The organism is Streptomyces sp. NPDC079167 (genome assembly GCF_040686735.1).
GTDB lineage: Bacteria > Actinomycetota > Actinomycetes > Streptomycetales > Streptomycetaceae > Streptomyces.
In genome coordinates this window covers 731284-749693 of record NZ_JBFBLO010000002.1, presented here as the reverse complement: position 1 = coordinate 749693, position 18410 = coordinate 731284, and the positions used below count along the sequence as shown (strand labels likewise).

The 18410-nt window shown below is 69.3% G+C and carries 13 protein-coding genes; 2 read left to right on the top strand and 11 right to left on the bottom strand.

Annotated elements, in window-relative coordinates:
- Positions 1 to 39 precede the first annotated feature (39 nt).
- On the top strand, positions 40 to 1542 hold the full coding sequence (locus AB0P41_RS07605; protein WP_356714037.1) for an amino acid permease: 1503 nt from the start codon (positions 40 to 42) through the stop codon (positions 1540 to 1542).
- A gap of 7 nt (positions 1543 to 1549) precedes the next feature.
- Here the strand turns inward: AB0P41_RS07605 and AB0P41_RS07600 are convergent, their stop codons facing one another.
- Positions 1550 to 1951 (bottom strand): NTP pyrophosphohydrolase, encoded by a 402-nt coding sequence (locus AB0P41_RS07600; protein WP_365930707.1) that lies wholly within the window; start codon positions 1949 to 1951, stop codon positions 1550 to 1552.
- Positions 1952 to 1968: 17 nt separating this feature from the next.
- The gene (locus tag AB0P41_RS07595; protein WP_365930705.1) at positions 1969 to 3063 is read right to left on the bottom strand and encodes an LCP family protein; all 1095 of its coding nucleotides are present in this window, start codon (positions 3061 to 3063) and stop codon (positions 1969 to 1971) included.
- Between the two features lie 327 nt (positions 3064 to 3390).
- On the opposite strand from AB0P41_RS07595, the gene AB0P41_RS07590 reads away from it, so the two are divergent.
- A complete protein-coding gene (locus AB0P41_RS07590) occupies positions 3391 to 4515 on the top strand; it encodes a hypothetical protein (RefSeq protein ID WP_365930703.1) in 1125 nt (374 codons plus the stop codon).
- 82 nt (positions 4516 to 4597) lie between these two features.
- Here the strand turns inward: AB0P41_RS07590 and AB0P41_RS07585 are convergent, their stop codons facing one another.
- The 9 genes from AB0P41_RS07585 to AB0P41_RS07545 form a co-directional block, all read right to left on the bottom strand.
- Positions 4598 to 6607, bottom strand: coding sequence for a glycosyltransferase (locus AB0P41_RS07585; protein ID WP_365930702.1), 2010 nt, complete (start codon positions 6605 to 6607; stop codon positions 4598 to 4600).
- 34 nt (positions 6608 to 6641) lie between these two features.
- A complete protein-coding gene (locus AB0P41_RS07580; protein ID WP_365930700.1) occupies positions 6642 to 8138 on the bottom strand; it encodes a bifunctional cytidylyltransferase/SDR family oxidoreductase in 1497 nt (498 codons plus the stop codon).
- A gap of 85 nt (positions 8139 to 8223) precedes the next feature.
- Positions 8224 to 10239 carry a hypothetical protein gene (locus AB0P41_RS07575; protein ID WP_356714031.1) on the bottom strand — a complete coding sequence of 672 codons (2016 nt, stop codon included), beginning with the start codon at positions 10237 to 10239 and terminating at the stop codon, positions 8224 to 8226.
- A gap of 313 nt (positions 10240 to 10552) precedes the next feature.
- Positions 10553 to 11554 (bottom strand): signaling protein, encoded by a 1002-nt coding sequence (locus AB0P41_RS07570; protein ID WP_365930699.1) that lies wholly within the window; start codon positions 11552 to 11554, stop codon positions 10553 to 10555.
- A gap of 182 nt (positions 11555 to 11736) precedes the next feature.
- On the bottom strand, positions 11737 to 13866 hold the full coding sequence (locus AB0P41_RS07565) for a 3-hydroxyacyl-CoA dehydrogenase NAD-binding domain-containing protein (protein WP_356714029.1): 2130 nt from the start codon (positions 13864 to 13866) through the stop codon (positions 11737 to 11739).
- On the bottom strand, positions 13863 to 15083 hold the full coding sequence (locus AB0P41_RS07560) for an acetyl-CoA C-acyltransferase (RefSeq protein ID WP_365930697.1): 1221 nt from the start codon (positions 15081 to 15083) through the stop codon (positions 13863 to 13865). Before AB0P41_RS07560 ends, AB0P41_RS07565 begins: the two co-directional genes overlap by 4 nt.
- A 258-nt stretch (positions 15084 to 15341) precedes the next feature.
- The gene (locus AB0P41_RS07555; protein WP_365930695.1) at positions 15342 to 16616 is read right to left on the bottom strand and encodes a ribonuclease D; all 1275 of its coding nucleotides are present in this window, start codon (positions 16614 to 16616) and stop codon (positions 15342 to 15344) included.
- A gap of 132 nt (positions 16617 to 16748) precedes the next feature.
- Positions 16749 to 17411 carry a response regulator transcription factor gene (locus AB0P41_RS07550; protein ID WP_033300087.1) on the bottom strand — a complete coding sequence of 221 codons (663 nt, stop codon included), beginning with the start codon at positions 17409 to 17411 and terminating at the stop codon, positions 16749 to 16751.
- A 224-nt stretch (positions 17412 to 17635) separates the two neighbouring features.
- Positions 17636 to 18295: a DUF3000 domain-containing protein gene (locus tag AB0P41_RS07545; protein ID WP_356714026.1), complete on the bottom strand. Its 660-nt coding sequence runs from the start codon at positions 18293 to 18295 to the stop codon at positions 17636 to 17638.
- Positions 18296 to 18410 lie beyond the last annotated feature (115 nt).

The following is an 18410-nucleotide window of genomic DNA, read 5'->3' as shown; positions in this document are numbered from 1 at the left end:
GAATCATGGCGTGCACGACGAGTGCGTGGAGGTACGCCGGTGAGCACGCAGCAGGACACGCCCCCCAGCGGGAAGGGACTGTTCCGGACCAAGACGGTCGAACAGTCCATCCGCGATACCGAGGAACCGGAGCACGCGCTCAAGAAGTCCCTCTCCGCGCTGGACCTCACGGTCTTCGGAGTGGGTGTCATCATCGGCACCGGAATCTTCGTCCTCACGGGCAAGGTCGCCAAGGAGACGGCAGGCCCGGCCACGGCGCTCGCCTTCGTCGCGGCGGGCATCGTCTGCGCGCTGGCCGCCCTCTGTTACGCCGAATTCGCCTCCACCGTCCCGGTGGCCGGATCGGCGTACACCTTCTCCTACGCGTCCCTGGGCGAGCTGGTCGCCTGGATCATCGGCTGGGACCTGGTGCTGGAGTTCGCGCTGGGCACCGCGGTGGTGGCGGTCGGCTGGTCCGGCTACGTCCGCTCGCTCCTGGACAACATCGGCTGGACGATGCCGGAGGCGCTCTCCGGCCCGGACGTGGCGAGCGGCTTCGGCTTCGACGTCCTGGCGTTCGTCCTGGTACTGATCCTGACCGTCATCCTGGTCCTCGGGATGAAGCTCTCCGCCCGGGTGACCACGGTCGTGGTCGCCATCAAGATCGCGGTCGTGCTGATCGTGATCATCGCCGGGCTGTTCTTCATCGACGCGTCCAACTACTCGCCCTTCATCCCCGAGGCCGAGGGCCAGACCTCGGGTTCGGGTCTGGACGCGCCGCTGGTCCAGCTGATCTTCGGCTACCAGCCGACGAACTTCGGCATCATGGGCATCTTCACCGCGGCCTCCATCGTCTTCTTCGCCTTCATCGGCTTCGACGTCGTGGCCACCGCGGCCGAGGAGACCAAGCTCCCCCAGCGGGACATGCCGCGCGGGATCCTCGCCTCACTCGTCATCTGCACGCTGCTCTACGTCGCCGTGTCGATCGTGGTCACCGGCATGCAGCACTACTCCGAACTCTCCGTCAGCGCCCCGCTCGCCGACGCCTTCAAGGCCGTCGGACACCCCTTCTACGCGGGCGTCATCAGTTTCGGCGCGGCGGTCGGACTCACCACCGTCTGCATGATCCTGCTGCTCGGCCAGACCCGGGTGTTCTTCGCGATGAGCCGCGACGGACTGCTCCCGAGGTTCTTCTCGAAGACGCACCCGCGCTTCGGTACGCCGTACCGCCCCACGATCCTCCTCGGCGTGGTCATCGCGATCGTGGCCGGCTTCACGAGCATCAACGAGCTGGCGACCCTGGTGAACATCGGCACGCTCTTCGCGTTCGTGGTCGTGGCCCTCGGCGTCATCGTCCTGCGCCGCACCCGCCCCGATCTCCACCGCTCCTTCCGGACCCCGTGGGTGCCGCTGCTCCCGATCGTGTCGGTGGCGGCCTCGGTCTGGCTGATGCTGAACCTGCCGGCGGAGACCTGGCTGCGGTTCGGGATCTGGATGGCGCTCGGCGTGATCATCTACTTCGTGTACGGGCGCCGCAACAGCCGTATGGCGAAGTCTTCCTGATCCCTCGTCAGACACCGCGCGGCGGCGGCAGCGGCCGTACCGTACGCGGGCCCGTGCACCGGGCCCCGTACGCCTCGGCCCGTTGCCGCAGCCCGCGGTCGGCCGTGACCACGACGCAGGGCCGCACCCCCTGGGCGGCGGCGGCCAGGGCGGCGATCAGATCGTCCCCGCTGCCGGACGCGGCCTCCACGCGTACGCCCGGCACGGATGCGACCTGGCGCGCGGCGCCCTCCACGACGAGCACGAGCTCGACGGGACCGGCATGGCCGGGCAGGCCCTCGGCGGCGCACGGGACGAGTGAGTCCCGCAGCCGCTCGGCCGCACCGTGCCGGTCGCGCCACCAGCCGTCAGGGACGGACCCCACCACATTGGCGGCATCGACGATCACCAGGGTCCTCTCACCGGTCATCCTCGAAGGATGCCAGGTCAGCCGCCGGTGGCCGGAGACTTCTTGGCCGACTCGGGGATCGTGCCGTCCTTCCGGATCGCCTCCCACAGGTCGCCGGCCTGCGGCTCGGCGGCCACGACGCGGTTCGGGTCCTGCTTGTCGTAGGCGACGGGCAGCATGATCGTCTCCATGGCGGAGGGATCGACGCCGTTCATCGAGCGGGCGAACTCCGCGAGCGAGGTCAGCGAGGCGAGACCCTCGTCGGTCGTGAGCGACTTGGTGGCCGAGTTCGCGATCCTGTAGGTGCTCGTCGGACTGCCCAGCAGGTCCTGCGACTTGATCTCCGTCAGCAGGGCCAGCAGGAACTGCTGCTGGAGCCCGATGCGGCCGAGGTCGCTGCCGTCCCCGACGCCGTGCCGGGTGCGGACGTAGGCGAGCGACTCGGTGCCGTTGAGCTTGTGCGTGCCGGCGGTGAGGTCCAGCCCGGAGGACTTGTCCTTGATCGGCTCCTCGACCTTCACGGTGACGCCGCCTATCGCGTCGACCAGGTCCTTGAACCCGGCGAAGTTGATCTCCATGTAGTGGTCGATGCGGACCCCGGACATCTTCTCCACCGTCTTGACCACGCAGGCCGGGCCCGCGAGTGAGTAGACGGCGTTGAACATCTCGCGCTTCTTCTCGGGCAGCTCCGAGCCGTCGGCAGTCGTGCACTTCGGCCGGGTCACCAGGGTGTCGCGCGGAATGGACACGGCGACGGCCTCGGACCGGCCCTCGGGTATGTGCACCACCATCGTCGTGTCGGAGCGGCCCCCGCTGACGTTGCCGCCACCGCCCAGCTCCTTGTTCTCCGCCCCGGCGCGTGAGTCGGAGCCCAGGACGAGCAGGTTCTGACCGGTGGTGGGGAGCTTCTCGGGACGGTCCTCGCCGAGCGCCTTGTTGATGTCGACGCCCTTGATGTTGCCGTTGAGGTCCTCGTACATCCAGTACGCCGTACCACCGCCCGCGAGCAGGAGCACGAGCAGGACCCCGAGCGTGATCTTGAGACCGCGGCGGCGCCCGCGTTCCTTCTTGCGGCCCCGCTTCGGCGCTTCTGCCCGTCGTGAGGCGCGTGGGGGTACGGCGTCGTGGCTCATCCTGCGCGAGTCCCTTGGTCTGTGGCCCGTGAGGACCGGGTATGGAGTCGGGGACTCGGGTGGGGCCGGTCCATGCGTGTGGGGACGCTAAGTGTGCACTATAGACATATTTTCGATTCTCGTGTACTTCTTCACGCAACCTTCAGGGCGCCCTCCCGGCTTGTTCTGTCCCGCGTGATAAAGCCACCACTGCGCGCGGGGCCGGGAGCGCCTGCCCCGGCGGCGGCCGGGGCTTCTATGATGGGGCGTGTGTTCGGTTTGCCGCGTGCCGGAACGCAGGGGGGACCGGGCGCGGGCCGAGAAGCTCGGGAAGGACAACCTCACGTCATGCCGGTCAGATCCAGGCGCGCCAACCAGGGGAAGGCACCGGTCCAGGGGACCGCAAGCCCTGACACCGGCGCGCATCACGCCGTGCGGGAGGTGGCCGGCGGCCGCTGGCTCGTTCTGGGCAAGGACGGCAGGCTCAGTGCCTACGCCCTGGGTGACGAGGGAGTGCTCCGCTGGACGGAGTCACGTCCCGGGAGCTCCGAGTGGGCGGGGCCGGAACTCCTGCCCGTAGCTGGACTGACCTCCCTCGTGGTGGCTCAGGGCCCCGACGGTTTCGTTCACTTCGTGGGTCGTCGCGCTGTACACGCCGACGGTGGCCCGCCGGCCGTCGATCTGGTGAGCGCCACCCAATTCCAGACGGGCCGCCCCGTCACCCAGTGGCGTTCCCTCGGCAATCCGCACGGCGAACAGGCGAAGGCGGCGCTCCTCGGTGTACCGACCGCAGCGGTGGACGCGGCGGGGATGGTGCACGTCTTCGTGCGGAACGAAAGCGGTGGCCTGCACCTGCGCTGTGAGAAGGCGGGCGGCAAGTGGGAGGCCTGGCAGGATCTGAAGCTCCGGCGGGTCCAGGACGGTACGGCAGTGGTGACCACCACGTCCGGGCGGGTGGACGTCCTGGTCCCGGCCGCAGGGGCGACCCTGCTGCTGAGCCGGCGTGAGTCCGGCGGTGCCTATCAGCAGGACCAGGACATCCCCTTCGCGCACACCCCGGGCAGCGCCGTCGCACTCGAGACGGCGCAGGACAGAGTCACCTACTACTGGGCGGACGAGTCCACGGGCGGAGTCGTCGCCTATCGCCCTGGGACCTGGGCGATTCCGCTGGGTGGCTACCCGTCCACCGGGCCGGTCGCGGCCATGCGGGTCATGCTCGACGGCTACGACTGCACCGTGCTCGCCCACGGCACGCCCGACGGTCAGGTGATGCTCACCGCTTGCGGTACGGAGAACGAGGGCGGCGGCGTGTGGTGGTCTCCCACCGGCGAGAACTGCACGGGTGGTCCGGCGCTCGCTCACGACGCCTATGGGCGGGTGGTCCTCGCGCTCATAGGGAGGGACGGCGAGTTGCGTATCGCGCGGCAGAACCGCGAGTCCGGTCTGGCCCTGGACCCGTCCGTCCAGGTCTGAGGACCACGGGACGTGGTGGGAGGGGACCGACGACTCGCGGGACCCTCCCGTACGTCCCGCCTCCGGACGGTGGAACGTGGGATCAGGAAGCCAGCTTCAGCCCGATCGACAGGTAGTTGCTGTCCGTGTAGTACGGGTGGAACGCCACCGATCGACCCTGAGGGGTGGCGACGGACCGCTTCGGGAAGACGTTGACGGGCTTGCGCTTGACGATGTCGTCGCCGAAACGGCCGATCCGCAACCGGTGCGACGTGCCCGTGACCGTCAGGTTTCCCGGGATGCTCAGGGAGAGGTCCCAGATGGTGTCGAGCTCGACCATCCTGTCGGCGTACTGCTGGAGATCGATGGTGAAACTCGCGCCCCCGTTCGAGAACGCGCACGGGATCGTGAAGAACGACTCCTTGTTCTTCCGGCTCTGGGCGATGATGTGGGCGCCGTCCCCGGCGACGTCCACCTGTGGGCCCCCCTGGGCGGCGTCGACTCCCAGCGCGAAGATCTGCACGTTCAGATGCGAACCGGCCGTCTCGACGGAGAGCACCTCCGCGTGCGCGGGAAACTCGCGGGAGACGATCTGGAGGTACCCGCCGTCCTCGGAACGGGTGAAGGACCGGAAGCGCACCGGACTTGCCTGCGCGGGGCTGGAGATGAGTGAGTTCGCCGACTGCTGGAGCTCCTTGATCTTCACCCGCCGCATCACTCCGTCGTCCTCACGGCGCAGGAGGACGTTCCAGGTGCCCTGGGCCAGCCGGAGGTGCCCCGGTATCGTCACGTAGTGGCCGTTGGACGTCTGTTCCGCGGCCCCCGCCATCAGTGCCTGTCGTCCGTCCGCCGCGTTCACGCACAGGACGGTGAAGCGGCTGCCGGGCGCACAGGTGGGGTCGACGACGAATTCGAGGTCTCCCGCGGACGTGGCACGGCACAGGGCCTCGGGCCGGTAGTCGCGCGCCATGAGCAGGCGGGAGAGGTACGTCTCGTACGTCTGGGCCTGGGCCTCGTTGCTGTAGTTGCGGGCCTTCTCAGCGGCGTTCGCACCGAGTTGCACCCGCGTGTCGGCGTCTCCCATGAGCCAGTCGAGGTTCTTGGCGAACGCGTCGACGTCCCCGACGGGGGAGAGCGCCCCGTCCACCCCGTCCGAGATGATCTCGGAGGGACCGTGCGGGCCGGCGGTGCTGAGCACCGGGACCCCACAGGTCATCGCTTCCACGATCGTCAGTCCGAACGTCTCGTCCGTGGAGGTCGACGTGTGCAGTGCCGACTTGGCGAGTTCCTCACGGAGGTGCCTCGTGTGCCCCATGAGAAGGATGCGCTCGGTCGCCCCGAGATCGTCGATGAGCTTACGGAGCTTCGGCTTCTCCACACCGCTGCCGTAGACACGCAGTGTCCAGTCGGGATACTTCCTGCCGAGCTGGGCGAAGGCGCTGATGAGGAGGTCGAACCGCTTCCAGTCGACCATGCGTCCCGATGAGGTGACGATGCGGGATTCCCGTACGTCGGACCGCATGAACGTGCTGGTGACCGCGTTGGGGATGGCATGGAAGTCGGTCCCGACCGCGCCGTAGGCGTCCCGGTGGGTCTGGGCGTCCTTCGCGGTCACCGTCACGAAGCCGTCCAGCTGCGGGATGGCGAGGTCCAGCATCTTCCGCGAAGCCGGGCTCTGGTGGTGGTAGTGCGTGTGCGCCTGGCCCAGGGTGACGTACTTTCCGGTGCCCAGGATGGTCAGGAGCGCGATGGTGTTGGGCGCCGTCGCGATGATGACGTCGGCATCGGCGCTCTGCAGATAGACGGCGGCACGTTCGTCCATGAGCTTGCTGTAACGGTTCGGGTCCTCGGGCTTCCACCCCGCACCGGGGCAGTGCTCCGTGGCGACCGAGTGCATCGGGTGATCGAGGTCCGAGGAGCCCTTGCGGGTGTCCACGAGCGTGCGCAGCTTGATGCTCGGGTCGAACCGGAGCGGCGGGACGTCGTGGTACTGGAAGACGCTCACCAATTCGACCTCGTGCTGCCTCGCGGCGAGGGAGTTGGCGAGGGTCTGGGTGGCGACGGACGTACCGGCCTGGCCGTAGGCGCTGTACATCAGAAAAGCGATCTTCACGTGGTCCTCCTGGATCAGTGGCCGTGGGCCCGGCTCAGACGGGCTGATTCTCGGAGTGGTGCAGGACCTGCGAGAGCGCTGACTCGAATGCCGAGTCGGGCGCCGCAGTCGGGTCCTGCCGGCGCACGTCGATCACATGGCCCGTCATCCCGGAGAGGAGTACGTCCAGGGAGCTGCGTGCGACCTCTTCCGAGGAGAGCAGCGAACCGCTCGGCTCCTGCCCGAACGCCTTGGTCCGCATCGGGGTCGCGGTCCGCTCCGGATTCACACAGTTGACCCGGATGCCGTCCTCGGCCCACTCGTCGGACAGCGCCTGGGTGAGGTTCACCATGGCGGCCTTCGTGGAGGAGTAGAGGCTGTACTCCGCACGCCCCCGGGTGTAGCTGCTGGATGTGAAGAGCAGCAACTGCCCACCGGTCTCCGCGAGGTACTTGTACGAGGTCCGGGCGATGTTCACGGGCGCGAGGTAGTTGACCTCCAGCGCTTCGCGGACCGTGGAGTCGTCGGCCTCGTCGAGCCGGCCGATCCGGAGAACTCCCGCTGTGTTGACGACGAAGTCGATCCTGCCCGTCTCCGCGTACGCCTTGGCGAAGGCCTCGTCCACGTGGTCGGGGTTCTCGACATGGGTGCCGGTCGTGGAGCGTCCGAGGGCATGGACGCGCGCCCCGTAGCTCTCCGCGAGCCTGGCGATGTCGCTGCCGATTCCGTACGAGCCGCCGAACACGAGCATCGTTCTGCCCGCCAGCCTGTCCCGGTAGAAGTCCTCGCCACCGGGCGCGGGGACCGTCGTGGAGGCCAGCTGGAACAGCTTGTCGGCGATGAAGACGTCTACGGGCTGGGTGACCTTCATGTTGTACTCGTCGCCCGCCACCACATGGACAGGCACGTCGGGCAGGTACTTCACGACGACCGAGCAGTCGTCGGTCGCCTGGAAGAACGGGTCGGCGGCCGCCCGTTCGTACGCCGAGCGGATGGTGGACAGCCGGAATCCCTGCGGGGTCTGCCCCCGCCTGAGCCGGGCACGGTCGGGAACCTCGGTGATGAACTCGCCCGCGTCCCCGTGCGTTCTGGTCACGATCACGGTGTCGGCGGACGGGATGGCCACGTCCACGGCGTGGTAGCGGTCCAGCGCCGCCACGCACTCCTTGACCACGCGCTGGGACAGCAAGGGGCGCACGGCGTCGTGGAACAGCAGATTGCAGTCCTCGCCCTCGCCGAGTTGCCCGGACACCGCCCGGATCGCGATGTTCGTCGTCTCGCTGCGGGTGCTGCCTCCGGCCAGGACCGCCGATACCTTGCGCAGCCCGGCCCCGGTGACGATCTGCTTCGCCTCGGCCGTATGGCTCGGCGTCATCAGCACGATCACGTCGTCGATGTCCGGAGCGCTCTCGAAGACGCGCAGCGTGTGCTCCAGGATCGACTTCCCCGCGATCTTCAGGAGCTGCTTCGGGATGGCGAGCCCGATGCGCTGGCCGGTACCACCGGCGAGAACAACTGCGACGGTACGGCGACGGGTGGCGCGCGTGGTCAAGACGTTCCTGCTTCCTGTTTGCGGTGAGGATGAGCGAGAGGCCCGGACGGGGGCGGAGAGCCTCGCGTGCGCGACGACCGTGACGTCAGGCCGGCTGGTGGGGCTGCTGTTCGGGGAAGCCGTGCTCGTCCCCGTACTCGACCGGGAAGTCCCGCAGCCCGCGATGGTAGAGATCGTTCGCGGCGTGGGCGAAGCGGACGGTCGACGGCGGGCTGTCCGGCCCAAGCAGGTATTCCTTGAGCTGCTCCCGGTAGGGGGCCATCACGTCCTGGTCCACGGAGAACATGGCGGTGAGGGCCGTCTCCAGGCCGTTGCACTCGGCATCGAGCAGGTACGAGGCGTAGGCGGTCCGCTGCTCGTTCCTGAACTCCGCGTCCGGCAGGCCCTCCAGGTTGAAGATCGCGTACGGCTTCCTGGTCGCCACGAAGTCCGAGACCACGCTCGACATGTCACCGATGAGCAGATCCGAATGGTTGAAGCAGTCGTACAGGGTGGGCACCCGCTCCGTCACCACGTGGTGGGCGTCGACGGGCAGCGAGTCCCAGTAGAGCGTGCCGGCCTGGTCACGGAACTTGCGGATCCGGGTGGTCCGCTCCTCCTCGGTCAGATCCGGGTACTTCGAGCGGACACCGCGCTCCTGGAGAGCAGCGAGCCGCTTGTCGATGCGCGCCAGCCTGCGGGCGGCGGCCTTCGAGTCCATGACCTTCCGGCCGAACCTGCGGGCGTTGTCCTCCTGCAGGAGCGCGATGATGCGCCGGTGCGCGGCCGCCGCGGCGGGAGAACGCGTGCCCGTCAGCGGGTGGGGCTTGTAGATGACCCTCAGCCGACGTTCGTGCGAGAGCAGCGTGCGTATGAGCTGCTCACCGGCGGGGATGACCGAGGTGTAGCAGGCGTCGTCGGTCCAGCCCTCCCAGGTGGGGGCGTAGATGACGGTGGGCGTCTCGTTGCTGACCGATCCCGTCCACCGGCGCAGCGGCATGAGCTGCGGACGTCCGACCTCCACGATCTGGTTCGCGGACACGGCGTGCTTGATGCGTTCGTAGCGGTCGCGGCCGGCGCGGCCGGCGACCCAGATCTCGTCGAAGACCTTGCTCACGCGGTTGCTGCTGGCCAGCTTGTCGCTGTCGCCGTGGCCGATGAAGACGTGCTTGACCTCGTGGCGCTGCAGCATGTGGACGTTCTTGCCCGCGTTGCCCGGGTAGAGGGTGACGCGGAGTTCCGGCATCTCGACGCGTGCCAGGTTCTCGGCCTTCGGGACGCAGACGACCGGCACGGAAGTGGCGTCCAGGAAGCGCAGCGTCGCCCGCTCGCGCAGGATGATGATCGGGCGCAGGTCCATCGCCTCCAGCGACTCCAGCCACATGTTCACCTGATACATGAAGTCCCGGGAGACGGCGGCGAAGGTGAAGTAGAGCGCGACCTGGGGCCGGTACTGCGCGAGCTGCCAGTTCAGCTCGTCCAGGGCATCGTCGGGGCTGGGCAGGATCAGTGCGTTCCTGGCTCCCGGCAGCAGGACCAGCACCGCGACGACAGACAGCCAGACGGCCGCGATCCCACCGAACGTGACGTAGCGCCAGTCGTCCGTGGCGATGGTGCCGATGGCGCCGGCGACCAGGGGGACGTCCAGGTGGAGCATCTTGCGGACGTGCTTGTTCATCAGGAACGGGTGCGGCAGGCGACGGATCCCCAGCGCTTCCAGGTCCAGTCCACGCGTGGTGAAGGGCAGCGCCGCGCGCTCGGACCGGACCCGCTTGAGCAGGGCTCCGTAGACGAGTTGCAGTACGAAGAGGAGCAGCAGCCCGACCGTCGTCATCTGCACGACGAACGAGTCGAGGTCGATCATGACGCCGCAGAGGGCGAGCAGCAGGAACTGGCGGATCAAGAAGCGGATGGTGAGACCGAAACGCGAGTCCCTGAGGCGGTCCAGCGTCGAGGACTGGGCGGTGTGGAGGAGGAGGTCCGCTCCGTAGCTGACTGCTGCGGCGTAGGCGAAGACAGGAAGGGAAACCATCACGACCGCCACCATCATGGTGACGAAACTGCCCACCAGCGCGGCTGTGATCAGAATACCGAGCGCGGCTTGGCGCTGTGGCTTGCCCATCGGGGGACAGCCCCTCCTTCAGTGATCGTGCGAACGCACGGCGACGGTGCCGGCGGGAGCAGGGAGTGCCGCACGTCATCACAGTGGGGGCCGAACCGCAGGATCTATCCGAGAGGCGGACGGTGCGTATGGAGCTCGTGAAGCATCAGACCGAACTGTAGACAGTCATGAAAGATTTAGTGAACTTTCAGAGGGGAAAAGTCGAACATTTGACGACCGGATACCGAACAGTTATGAATCGCTTGCTTTTCGTGATCGCATACGGGGTGACTCTCACGCTCGGTGACCGTCGGACCGGTGCGAGCCCCCGGCGCTACGGCGGACACGCGTAGACCGCGAGCCGTCGCCGCCCCCCGGATTTCACCGAGAACGCCACGCACAACCCCTGGTCGGACCCGGGGTGGACGGCGAGACCCTCCGGCTCCCGGAAGGACAGGTGGGGGGCGACGGAGACCTTGCGGCGCCCCGCGGTCTTTCCGCTGCGCATATCGATGGCCGACACGAAAGTGTTCCCACCGCCTGTCGGCGGATTGTCCCCGCCCGCCTCCGTGTAGGGCGTCCCCGTGAGCTGGTAGATGAGGTCCTCGTGCACGGCGCAGCCCTGGAGCGTCTCCCCGTCACGCAGGGCGAGGTTCCGCAGATCCGCCATGGGCCGGTACGAGCCGGACAGGAATTCGTCGAGGGCGTACGTCGTACAGCGGTGGGCGTCGCCCGCCCGATGGCTCACCAGAACACGGTTGGCGGCGACATCGACGGCCGGGTGGATCCGATGGCTGCGAGGCAGCGGCCGGTGGTGACGAACCGCAGGTGACGCGCTGTCCAGAACCGTGTCGTGACGGAAGGGGATCCGCGCCACGGCACGTCCGTACCCGGTCCGTTCGTCGGCGTCGGATTCCACCCAGAGCTGGGGACCCGTGTCGGACGGCTCCACGCCCATCGATATTCCGTGGCCGAATCCGCGCAGGTACATGTGCTGCGGTGCCGCGTCGCCGTGGCGATAAGCAGTGACACACATGTCGCCGGCCAGCCGACGTGCCTTCCCGGACATCGTCCGCCGCTCGTCGGCCAGTCGGATCCCGCCCTGCATGACCTGGAGCGAGAAGAGCCGGCCCTGCTCGTCGAAGGCGATCGACTGCGGCCCGGTGGTGTGGTGCAGCGGGGTGGGGGGCAGCAGCTCCGTAGCCGCGTCGATGTCGAACGATCCGACAGTGCCGACGGGGCCGGGGTCGTGCCGCTCCCCACGGCCGAACGCCACCCCGACAACAGTGGCGGCGACCACGGTGCTTCCGCCTGCCAGCATTGCTCTCCGGCTCATCGGCCTTGGGGAGATGGCCATGACTGCCCGCGACCGTCGATTCTTCCGGGAACGGGTGACCCGTCCATGCTTTGGGGTGAGGTGCGGCATTCTGTCACGGGACCGCCTGGTCCGGAAATTGCGGCAGCAGCGAAGGGTACGGCCCGTTGCCGAGCCGCACCCTTCACCTCCGTCCGGCAGGGCTACGCCGGAACGCTCGCCACGCCCCGCGCCAGGAACGGCTTGCCGTTCACCCGCTCCGAGACGCCCTCGCGGTCCAGGTACGGCGTGATGCCGCCCAGGTGGAAGGGCCAGCCCGCGCCGGTGATCAGGCAGAGGTCGATGTCCTGCGGCTCGGCGACGACGCCCTCGGCCAGCATCAGGCCGATCTCCTGCGCCACCGCGTCCAGGACACGGTCGCGGACCTGGTCCTCCGTCAGGACGGTGTCGCCCTGCTTGAGGAGGGCTGCGACCTCGGGGTCGAGGACCGGCGCGCCGGAGTCGTGGACGTAGAAGCCGCGCTTGCCCGCCTTGACGACCGCCGCGAGGTTCTCGGAGACCGTGAAGCGGTCCGGGAACGCGCGGTTCAGGGTCTCCGAGACGTGCAGACCGATGGCCGGGCCGACCAGCTCCAGCAGCACCAGCGGGGACATCGGCAGGCCGAGGGGCTCGATGGCCTTCTCCGCCGTCTCGACCGGGGTGCCCTCGTCGATGATGTTCTGGATCTCGCCCATGAAGCGGGTGAGGATGCGGTTGACGACGAACGCCGGGGCGTCCTTCACCAGCACCGCGGTCTTCTTCAGCTTGCGGGCGACGCCGAAGGCCGTGGCCAGCGAGGCGTCGTCCGTCTGCTCGCCGCGCACGATCTCCAGGAGCGGGAGGATCGCGACCGGGTTGAAGAAGTGGAAGCCGACGACCCGCTCCGGGTTCTTCAGCTTCGACGCCATCTCGGTGACCGAGAGGGAGGAGGTGTTGGTGGCGAGGATCGCGTGCGCCGGGGCGACCGCCTCGACCTCCGCGAACACCTGCTGCTTGACGCCGATCTCCTCGAAGACGGCCTCGATGATGAAGTCGGCGTCGGAGAAGCCCTCCGCCTTGTCCAGCACACCGGAGACCAGGGCCTTGAGGCGGTTGGCCTTGTCCTGGTTGATACGGCCCTTGCCGAGCAGCTTCTCGATCTCGGCCCGCACGTAGCCCACGCCCTTGTCGACGCGCTCCTGGTCGATGTCCGTGAGGACGACCGGCACCTCCAGGCGCCGCAGGAACAGCAGGGCGAGCTGGCTGGCCATCAGGCCCGCGCCCACCACGCCGACCTTGGTGACCGGGCGGGCCAGGGACTTGTCCGGGGCACCGGCCGGGCGCTTGGCGCGCTTCTGGACCAGGTTGAACGAGTAGATCCCGGAGCGCAGCTCACCGCCCATGATCAGGTCCGCGAGGGCCTGGTCCTCGGCGTCGAAGCCGGCGGACAGATCGCCGCTCTTCGCCGCGGCGATGATCTCCAGCGCGCGGTACGCGGCCGGGGCCGCCCCGTGCACCTTGGAGTCGGCGATCGCCTTGCCGCGGGCGACGGCCTGGTCCCAGGCGTCACCGCGGTCCACCTCGGGACGCTCCACCGCGATCTCGCCCTTGAGGACGGAAGCGGTCCAGATCAGCGACTGCTCCAGGAAGTCCGCGCCCTCGAAGATCGCGTCGGCGATCCCGAGCTCGAAGACCTGCTTGCCCTTGAGCTGACGGTTCTGGTTCAGCGAGTTCTCGATGATCACCGAGACGGCGCGGTCGGCGCCGACCAGGTTGGGGAGCAGCGCGCAGCCGCCCCAGCCCGGGACCAGACCGAGGAAGACCTCGGGCAGCGAGAACGCCGGCAGCGCCTTGGAGACGGTGCGGTACGAGCAGTGCAGACCGATCTCGACGCCGCCGCCCATGGCCGCGCCGTTGTAGTACGCGAACGTCGGGACCGCGAGGCCGGAGAGGCGGCGGAAGACGTCGTGGCCGCCCTTGCCGATGGCCAGCGCGTCCTTGTGGTTCTTGAGGAGCTCGACACCCTTGAGGTCGGCGCCCACCGCGAAGATGAACGGCTTGCCGGTGACGCCGACGCCGACGACGGAGCCGTCGGCGGCCTCCTTCTCGACCTGGTCGATCGCGGCGTTCAGGTTCGCCAGCGACTGCGGGCCGATGGTGGTCGGCTTGGTGTGGTCGAAGCCGTTGTCCAGCGTGATGAGGGCGAAACGGCCCGCGCCGCCGGGAAGGTCGAGGTGGCGCACGTGCGCCTGCGTGACGACCTCGTCGGGGAACAGCTCGGCCGCGCCCTTCAGAAGCTCGGTGGTGGAGCTCACTTGGTGCCTCCGTCGAAGTTCGGGTTCTCCCAGACGACCGTCGCGCCCATGCCGAAGCCGACGCACATGGTCGTCAGGCCGTAGCGGACCTCCGGCTGCTCCTCGAACTGGCGGGCCAGCTGAGTCATCAGGCGGACGCCGGAGGAGGCGAGCGGGTGGCCGTAGGCGATCGCGCCGCCGTACTGGTTGACGCGCGCGTCGTCGTCGGCGATGCCGTAGTGCTCCAGGAAGGCGAGCACCTGCACGGCGAAGGCCTCGTTGATCTCGAAGAGGCCGATGTCGTCGATGGAGAGGCCGGCCTTGGCCAGTGCCTTCTCCGTCGCCGGGATCGGGCCGTAGCCCATGACCTCCGGCTCGACACCCGCGAAGGCGTACGAGACGAGGCGCATCCTGACCGGGAGACCCAGCTCGCGGGCGGTCTCCTCGGAGGCGAGCAGCGAGGCGGTGGCGCCGTCGTTGAGGCCCGCGGCATTACCGGCCGTCACGCGGCCGTGGGCGCGGAACGGGGTCTTCAGACCGGCCAGCGACTCCAGCGTGGTGCCCGGGCGCATCGGCTCGTCGGCGGTGACCAGGCCCCAGCCCGTCTCCCCGGCTTCGGCGTTGGTGCGGCGCACGGAGACCGGCACCAGGTCCTGCTGGATCTTGCCGTCGGCGTACGCCTTGGCGGCCTTCTCCTGCGAACGGACCGCGTACTCGTCGGCGCGCTGCTTGGTGATCGAGGGGTACCTGTCGTGCAGGTTCTCCGCGGTCATGCCCATGAAGAGGGCGGACTCGTCGACCAGCTTCTCCGAGACGAGACGCGGGTTCGGGTCCACGCTCTCGCCCATCGGGTGGCGGCCCATGTGCTCGACACCGCCGGCGATGACGACGTCGTACGCGCCGAAGGCGATGGAACCGGCCGTCGAGGTGACGGCGGTCAGGGCGCCCGCACACATGCGGTCGATGGAGTAACCGGGTACCGACTGCGGCAGACCGGCCAGGATTCCGGCGGTGCGGCCGAGCGTGAGGCCCTGGTCGCCGATCTGCGTGGTCGCGGCGATGGCGACCTCGTCGATCTTCGCGGGGTCCAGGTCCGGGTTGCGGCGCAGCAGCTCCCGGATGGCCTTCACGACGAGATCGTCGGCGCGGGTCTCGTGGTAGATGCCCTTCGGGCCCGCTTTGCCGAACGGGGTGCGGACGCCGTCGACGAAGACGACGTCCCGGATGGTACGAGGCACGGTGGCTCTCCTCCAGGGTGCGGGATGGCACTGCTGCGGGCGCACGCATCGGCGCGCCACGCCCCTCATGCTACTTGCGGGTAACCGGACTGCCCACCCCCCACCACCGGAGCGGTGAACGTCACATGCGCAGGAGATCCGGGAGGACCGGTTAACTGGCGTGAATTCGATCCTCCTCGACGGACCGGCCCGGGGTGCGGCCCCGACACGCGTACGCCCCTGCCGGATCCGGCAGGGGCGTACGCGAGTGGCGGGGTGTCAGGCGCTGGTGTCCAGGGCGCGCAGCAGCAGCGGGCCGACCTGTTCGATCTGCCAGTGACGCGCGCCGTGTCCGGCCAGCACGGTCTCGACCGCGTCCGGGGTCAGGACCTTGGGCGGCTCCCAGCAGATCCGGCGCACGGTGTCCGGGGTGATCAGATTCTCCTGCGGCATGTGCAGCCGCTCCGCGAGCTCCGAGACGGCGGCGCGGGCCGCCGACAGCCGGGCCGCGGCGGCGGGGTCCTTGTCGGCCCACGAGCGGGGCGGCGGCGGGCCCGCCGGCTGCTGGCCGGGCTGCGGCAGCTCCGACTCGGGCAGTTCCTTGGCCCGGTCGACGGCCGCCTGCCACTGCTCCAGCTGACGGCGGCCCATGCGGTGTCCGAAGCCGGGCAGCGCGGTGAGGGCCTGTACGTTCGCCGGAAGGGCCAGGGCCGCCTCGATGATCGCGGCGTCCCCCAGCACCTTGCCGGGCGAGATGTCCCGGCGCTGTGCCACCTGGTCACGGGCGGTCCACAGCTCCCGTACGACCGCGATCTGACGGCGGCGGCGCACCTTGTGCATGCCGGACGTCCGGCGCCACGGGTCCTTGCGCGGGGGAGCGGGGGGTGCCGAGGCGATCGCGGCGAACTCCTCCAGCGCCCACTCCAGCTTGCCCTGCCGGTCCAGCTCCTCCTCCAGGGCGTCGCGCAGGTCCACCAGCAGCTCGACATCGAGCGCGGCGTAGCGCAGCCAGGGGTCGGGCAGGGGGCGGGTGGACCAGTCGACCGCGGAGTGGCCCTTCTCCAGGGCGTAGCCGAGGACGTTCTCGACTATGGCGCCCAGGCCGACGCGCGGGAAACCCGCCAGGCGTCCGGCGAGCTCCGTGTCGAAGAGCGAGGTCGGGGTCATGCCTATGTCGCGCAGGCAGGGCAGGTCCTGGGTGGCGGCGTGCAGGATCCACTCGGAACCGGTGAGAGCCTGGCCGAGCGCGGACAGGTCGGGGCAGCCGACCGGGTCGATCAGCGCGCTCCCCGCGCCTTCGCGGCGCAGCTGCACGAGGTAGGCGCGCTGGCCGTAGCGGTAGCCCGAGGCGCGCTCCGCGTCGACGGCGACGGGGCCGGTGCCCGCGGCGAAGTCCGCGACCACCCGGGCGAGCGCGTCGTCGGTCGCCACCACCGGGGGGATGCCCTCGCGCGGTTCGAGCAAGGGGATCGGCGCCGGGGCGACGTCGTCCGGGGGAGCGCCCCCGGTGGTTCGCAGTGAAGTGTCTGCTGCGGTCTCTTGGGCGTCGGTCACATGCCAAGGGTATCTGTGTATGTGCGTCGCCCGTCGACGGAACGTTCCGTCGACGGGCGGCCATGCACGTAAACCGGCCGGTCGCGCATCCGCGCAGGTGCCGGCGGGGTCCCGTGATCAGGGGCCCCGGGGTCAGTGGATGATGCCCGTACGCAGGGCCACGGCGACCATTCCGGCGCGGTCTCCGGTGCCGAGCTTGCGGGCGATGCGGGCGAGGTGGCTCTTGACGGTGAGGGCGGAGAGGCCCATCGAGACACCGATGGCCTTGTTGGACTGGCCTTCGGCGACCAGGCGGAGAACCTCCACCTCACGGCCGGAGAGTTCGCGGTAGCCGCCCGGGTGGCTCGGGGAACCGGGAGGCCTGCGGTGCATACGGGCGGCATTGGCGCCGATCGGGGCGACGCCGGGACGGGTGGGGTGGCCGATGTTGGTACGGGTGCCGGTGACGACGTAGCCCTTCACGCCGCCCGCGAGGGCGTTGCGCACCGCGCCGATGTCATCGGCGGCGGAGAGGGCGAGGCCGTTCGGCCAGCCGGCGGCTCGGGTCTCGGACAGCAGGGTCAGCCCGGAACCGTCGGGCAGGTGGACGTCGGCAACGCAGATGTCGCGCGGGTTGCCGACGCGGGGGCGGGCCTCCGCGATGGACGACGCCTCGATGACGTCACGAACTCCGAGGGCCCACAGATGGCGGGTGACGGTGGAACGGACGCGCGGGTCGGCCACGACGACCATGGCCGTCGGCTTGTTCGGGCGGTAGGCGACCAGGCTTGCGGGCTGCTCGAGGAGAACGGACACCAGGCCTCCTGGGGAGTGGAGTGGCGGGACGGGCCGGCTCGGGGATGAAGCCGGGGCGAACCGTGCTTGAAGGGTCATTGACCTCTTCGGCAGCAGGCGCGTCCTCCTTTAGGGGAAGATCACGATTTAGTGAGTAACAATTCGGGCAAATAGGACGCGCGATCGATTGTACGAAAAGAGAGCCGGTCCACGTGCGACCGGCTCTCCGGGAAAATGACGCAGCGTTACGAGACCTGTGGCCCGCGCCTCTGGGGCAGCGTCACCACCGCCGCGTCGGAGGTGTCCGACGGCGGCAGGCCGGCGAGCTGGCAGAGGAGATCGCCCCAGGCGGCCAGGTGCGCCGCCGTGTCCGGCGCCCCGCCGCGCCCCTCGCGCGGCGTCCACGAGGCGCGGATCTCGATCTGCGTCGCAGGGCGGCGTGCGGACAGCGCGCCGAAGTAGTGCGAACCGGCGCGCGTCACCGTCCCGCCGGCCTCCCCGTACGAGAGGCCCCGGGCGTCCAGCGCCCCCGTGAGCCAGGACCAGCAGACCTCGGGCAGCAGCGGGTCGGCTGCCATCTCCGGCTCCAGTTCGGCCCGTACGAGCGTCACCAAGCGGAACGCGCCCTGCCAGGCGTCGTGTCCGGACGGGTCGTGCAGGAGGACCAGGCGGCCGTCCGCGAGATCGTCCTCGCCCTCCACGACGGCGGCCTCCAGGGCGTACGCGTGCGGGGCGAGCCGCTTCGGCGGCCGTGTCGGCTCGACCTCCAGTTCGGGGCGCAGCCGGGCGGAACGCAGCGCGTCGACCGCCGACCGGAACGCGGGCGGGACGGTGTCGCCGTCCGCGCCCTCCTCGCTGTCAGTGCCATCGGAATGATCGGAAAATTGTCCCTGAGCCGGAGCCATGCGGGGAAGAGTAGGCGGAACCGGAGCGCCGTGCAGGGAGGGACACCCATGCGGCGTCCGGCTCGTTGCCACTCCGTGCGAAGATTCTGTGCGTGAGTGCCAACGACCTTCCCCA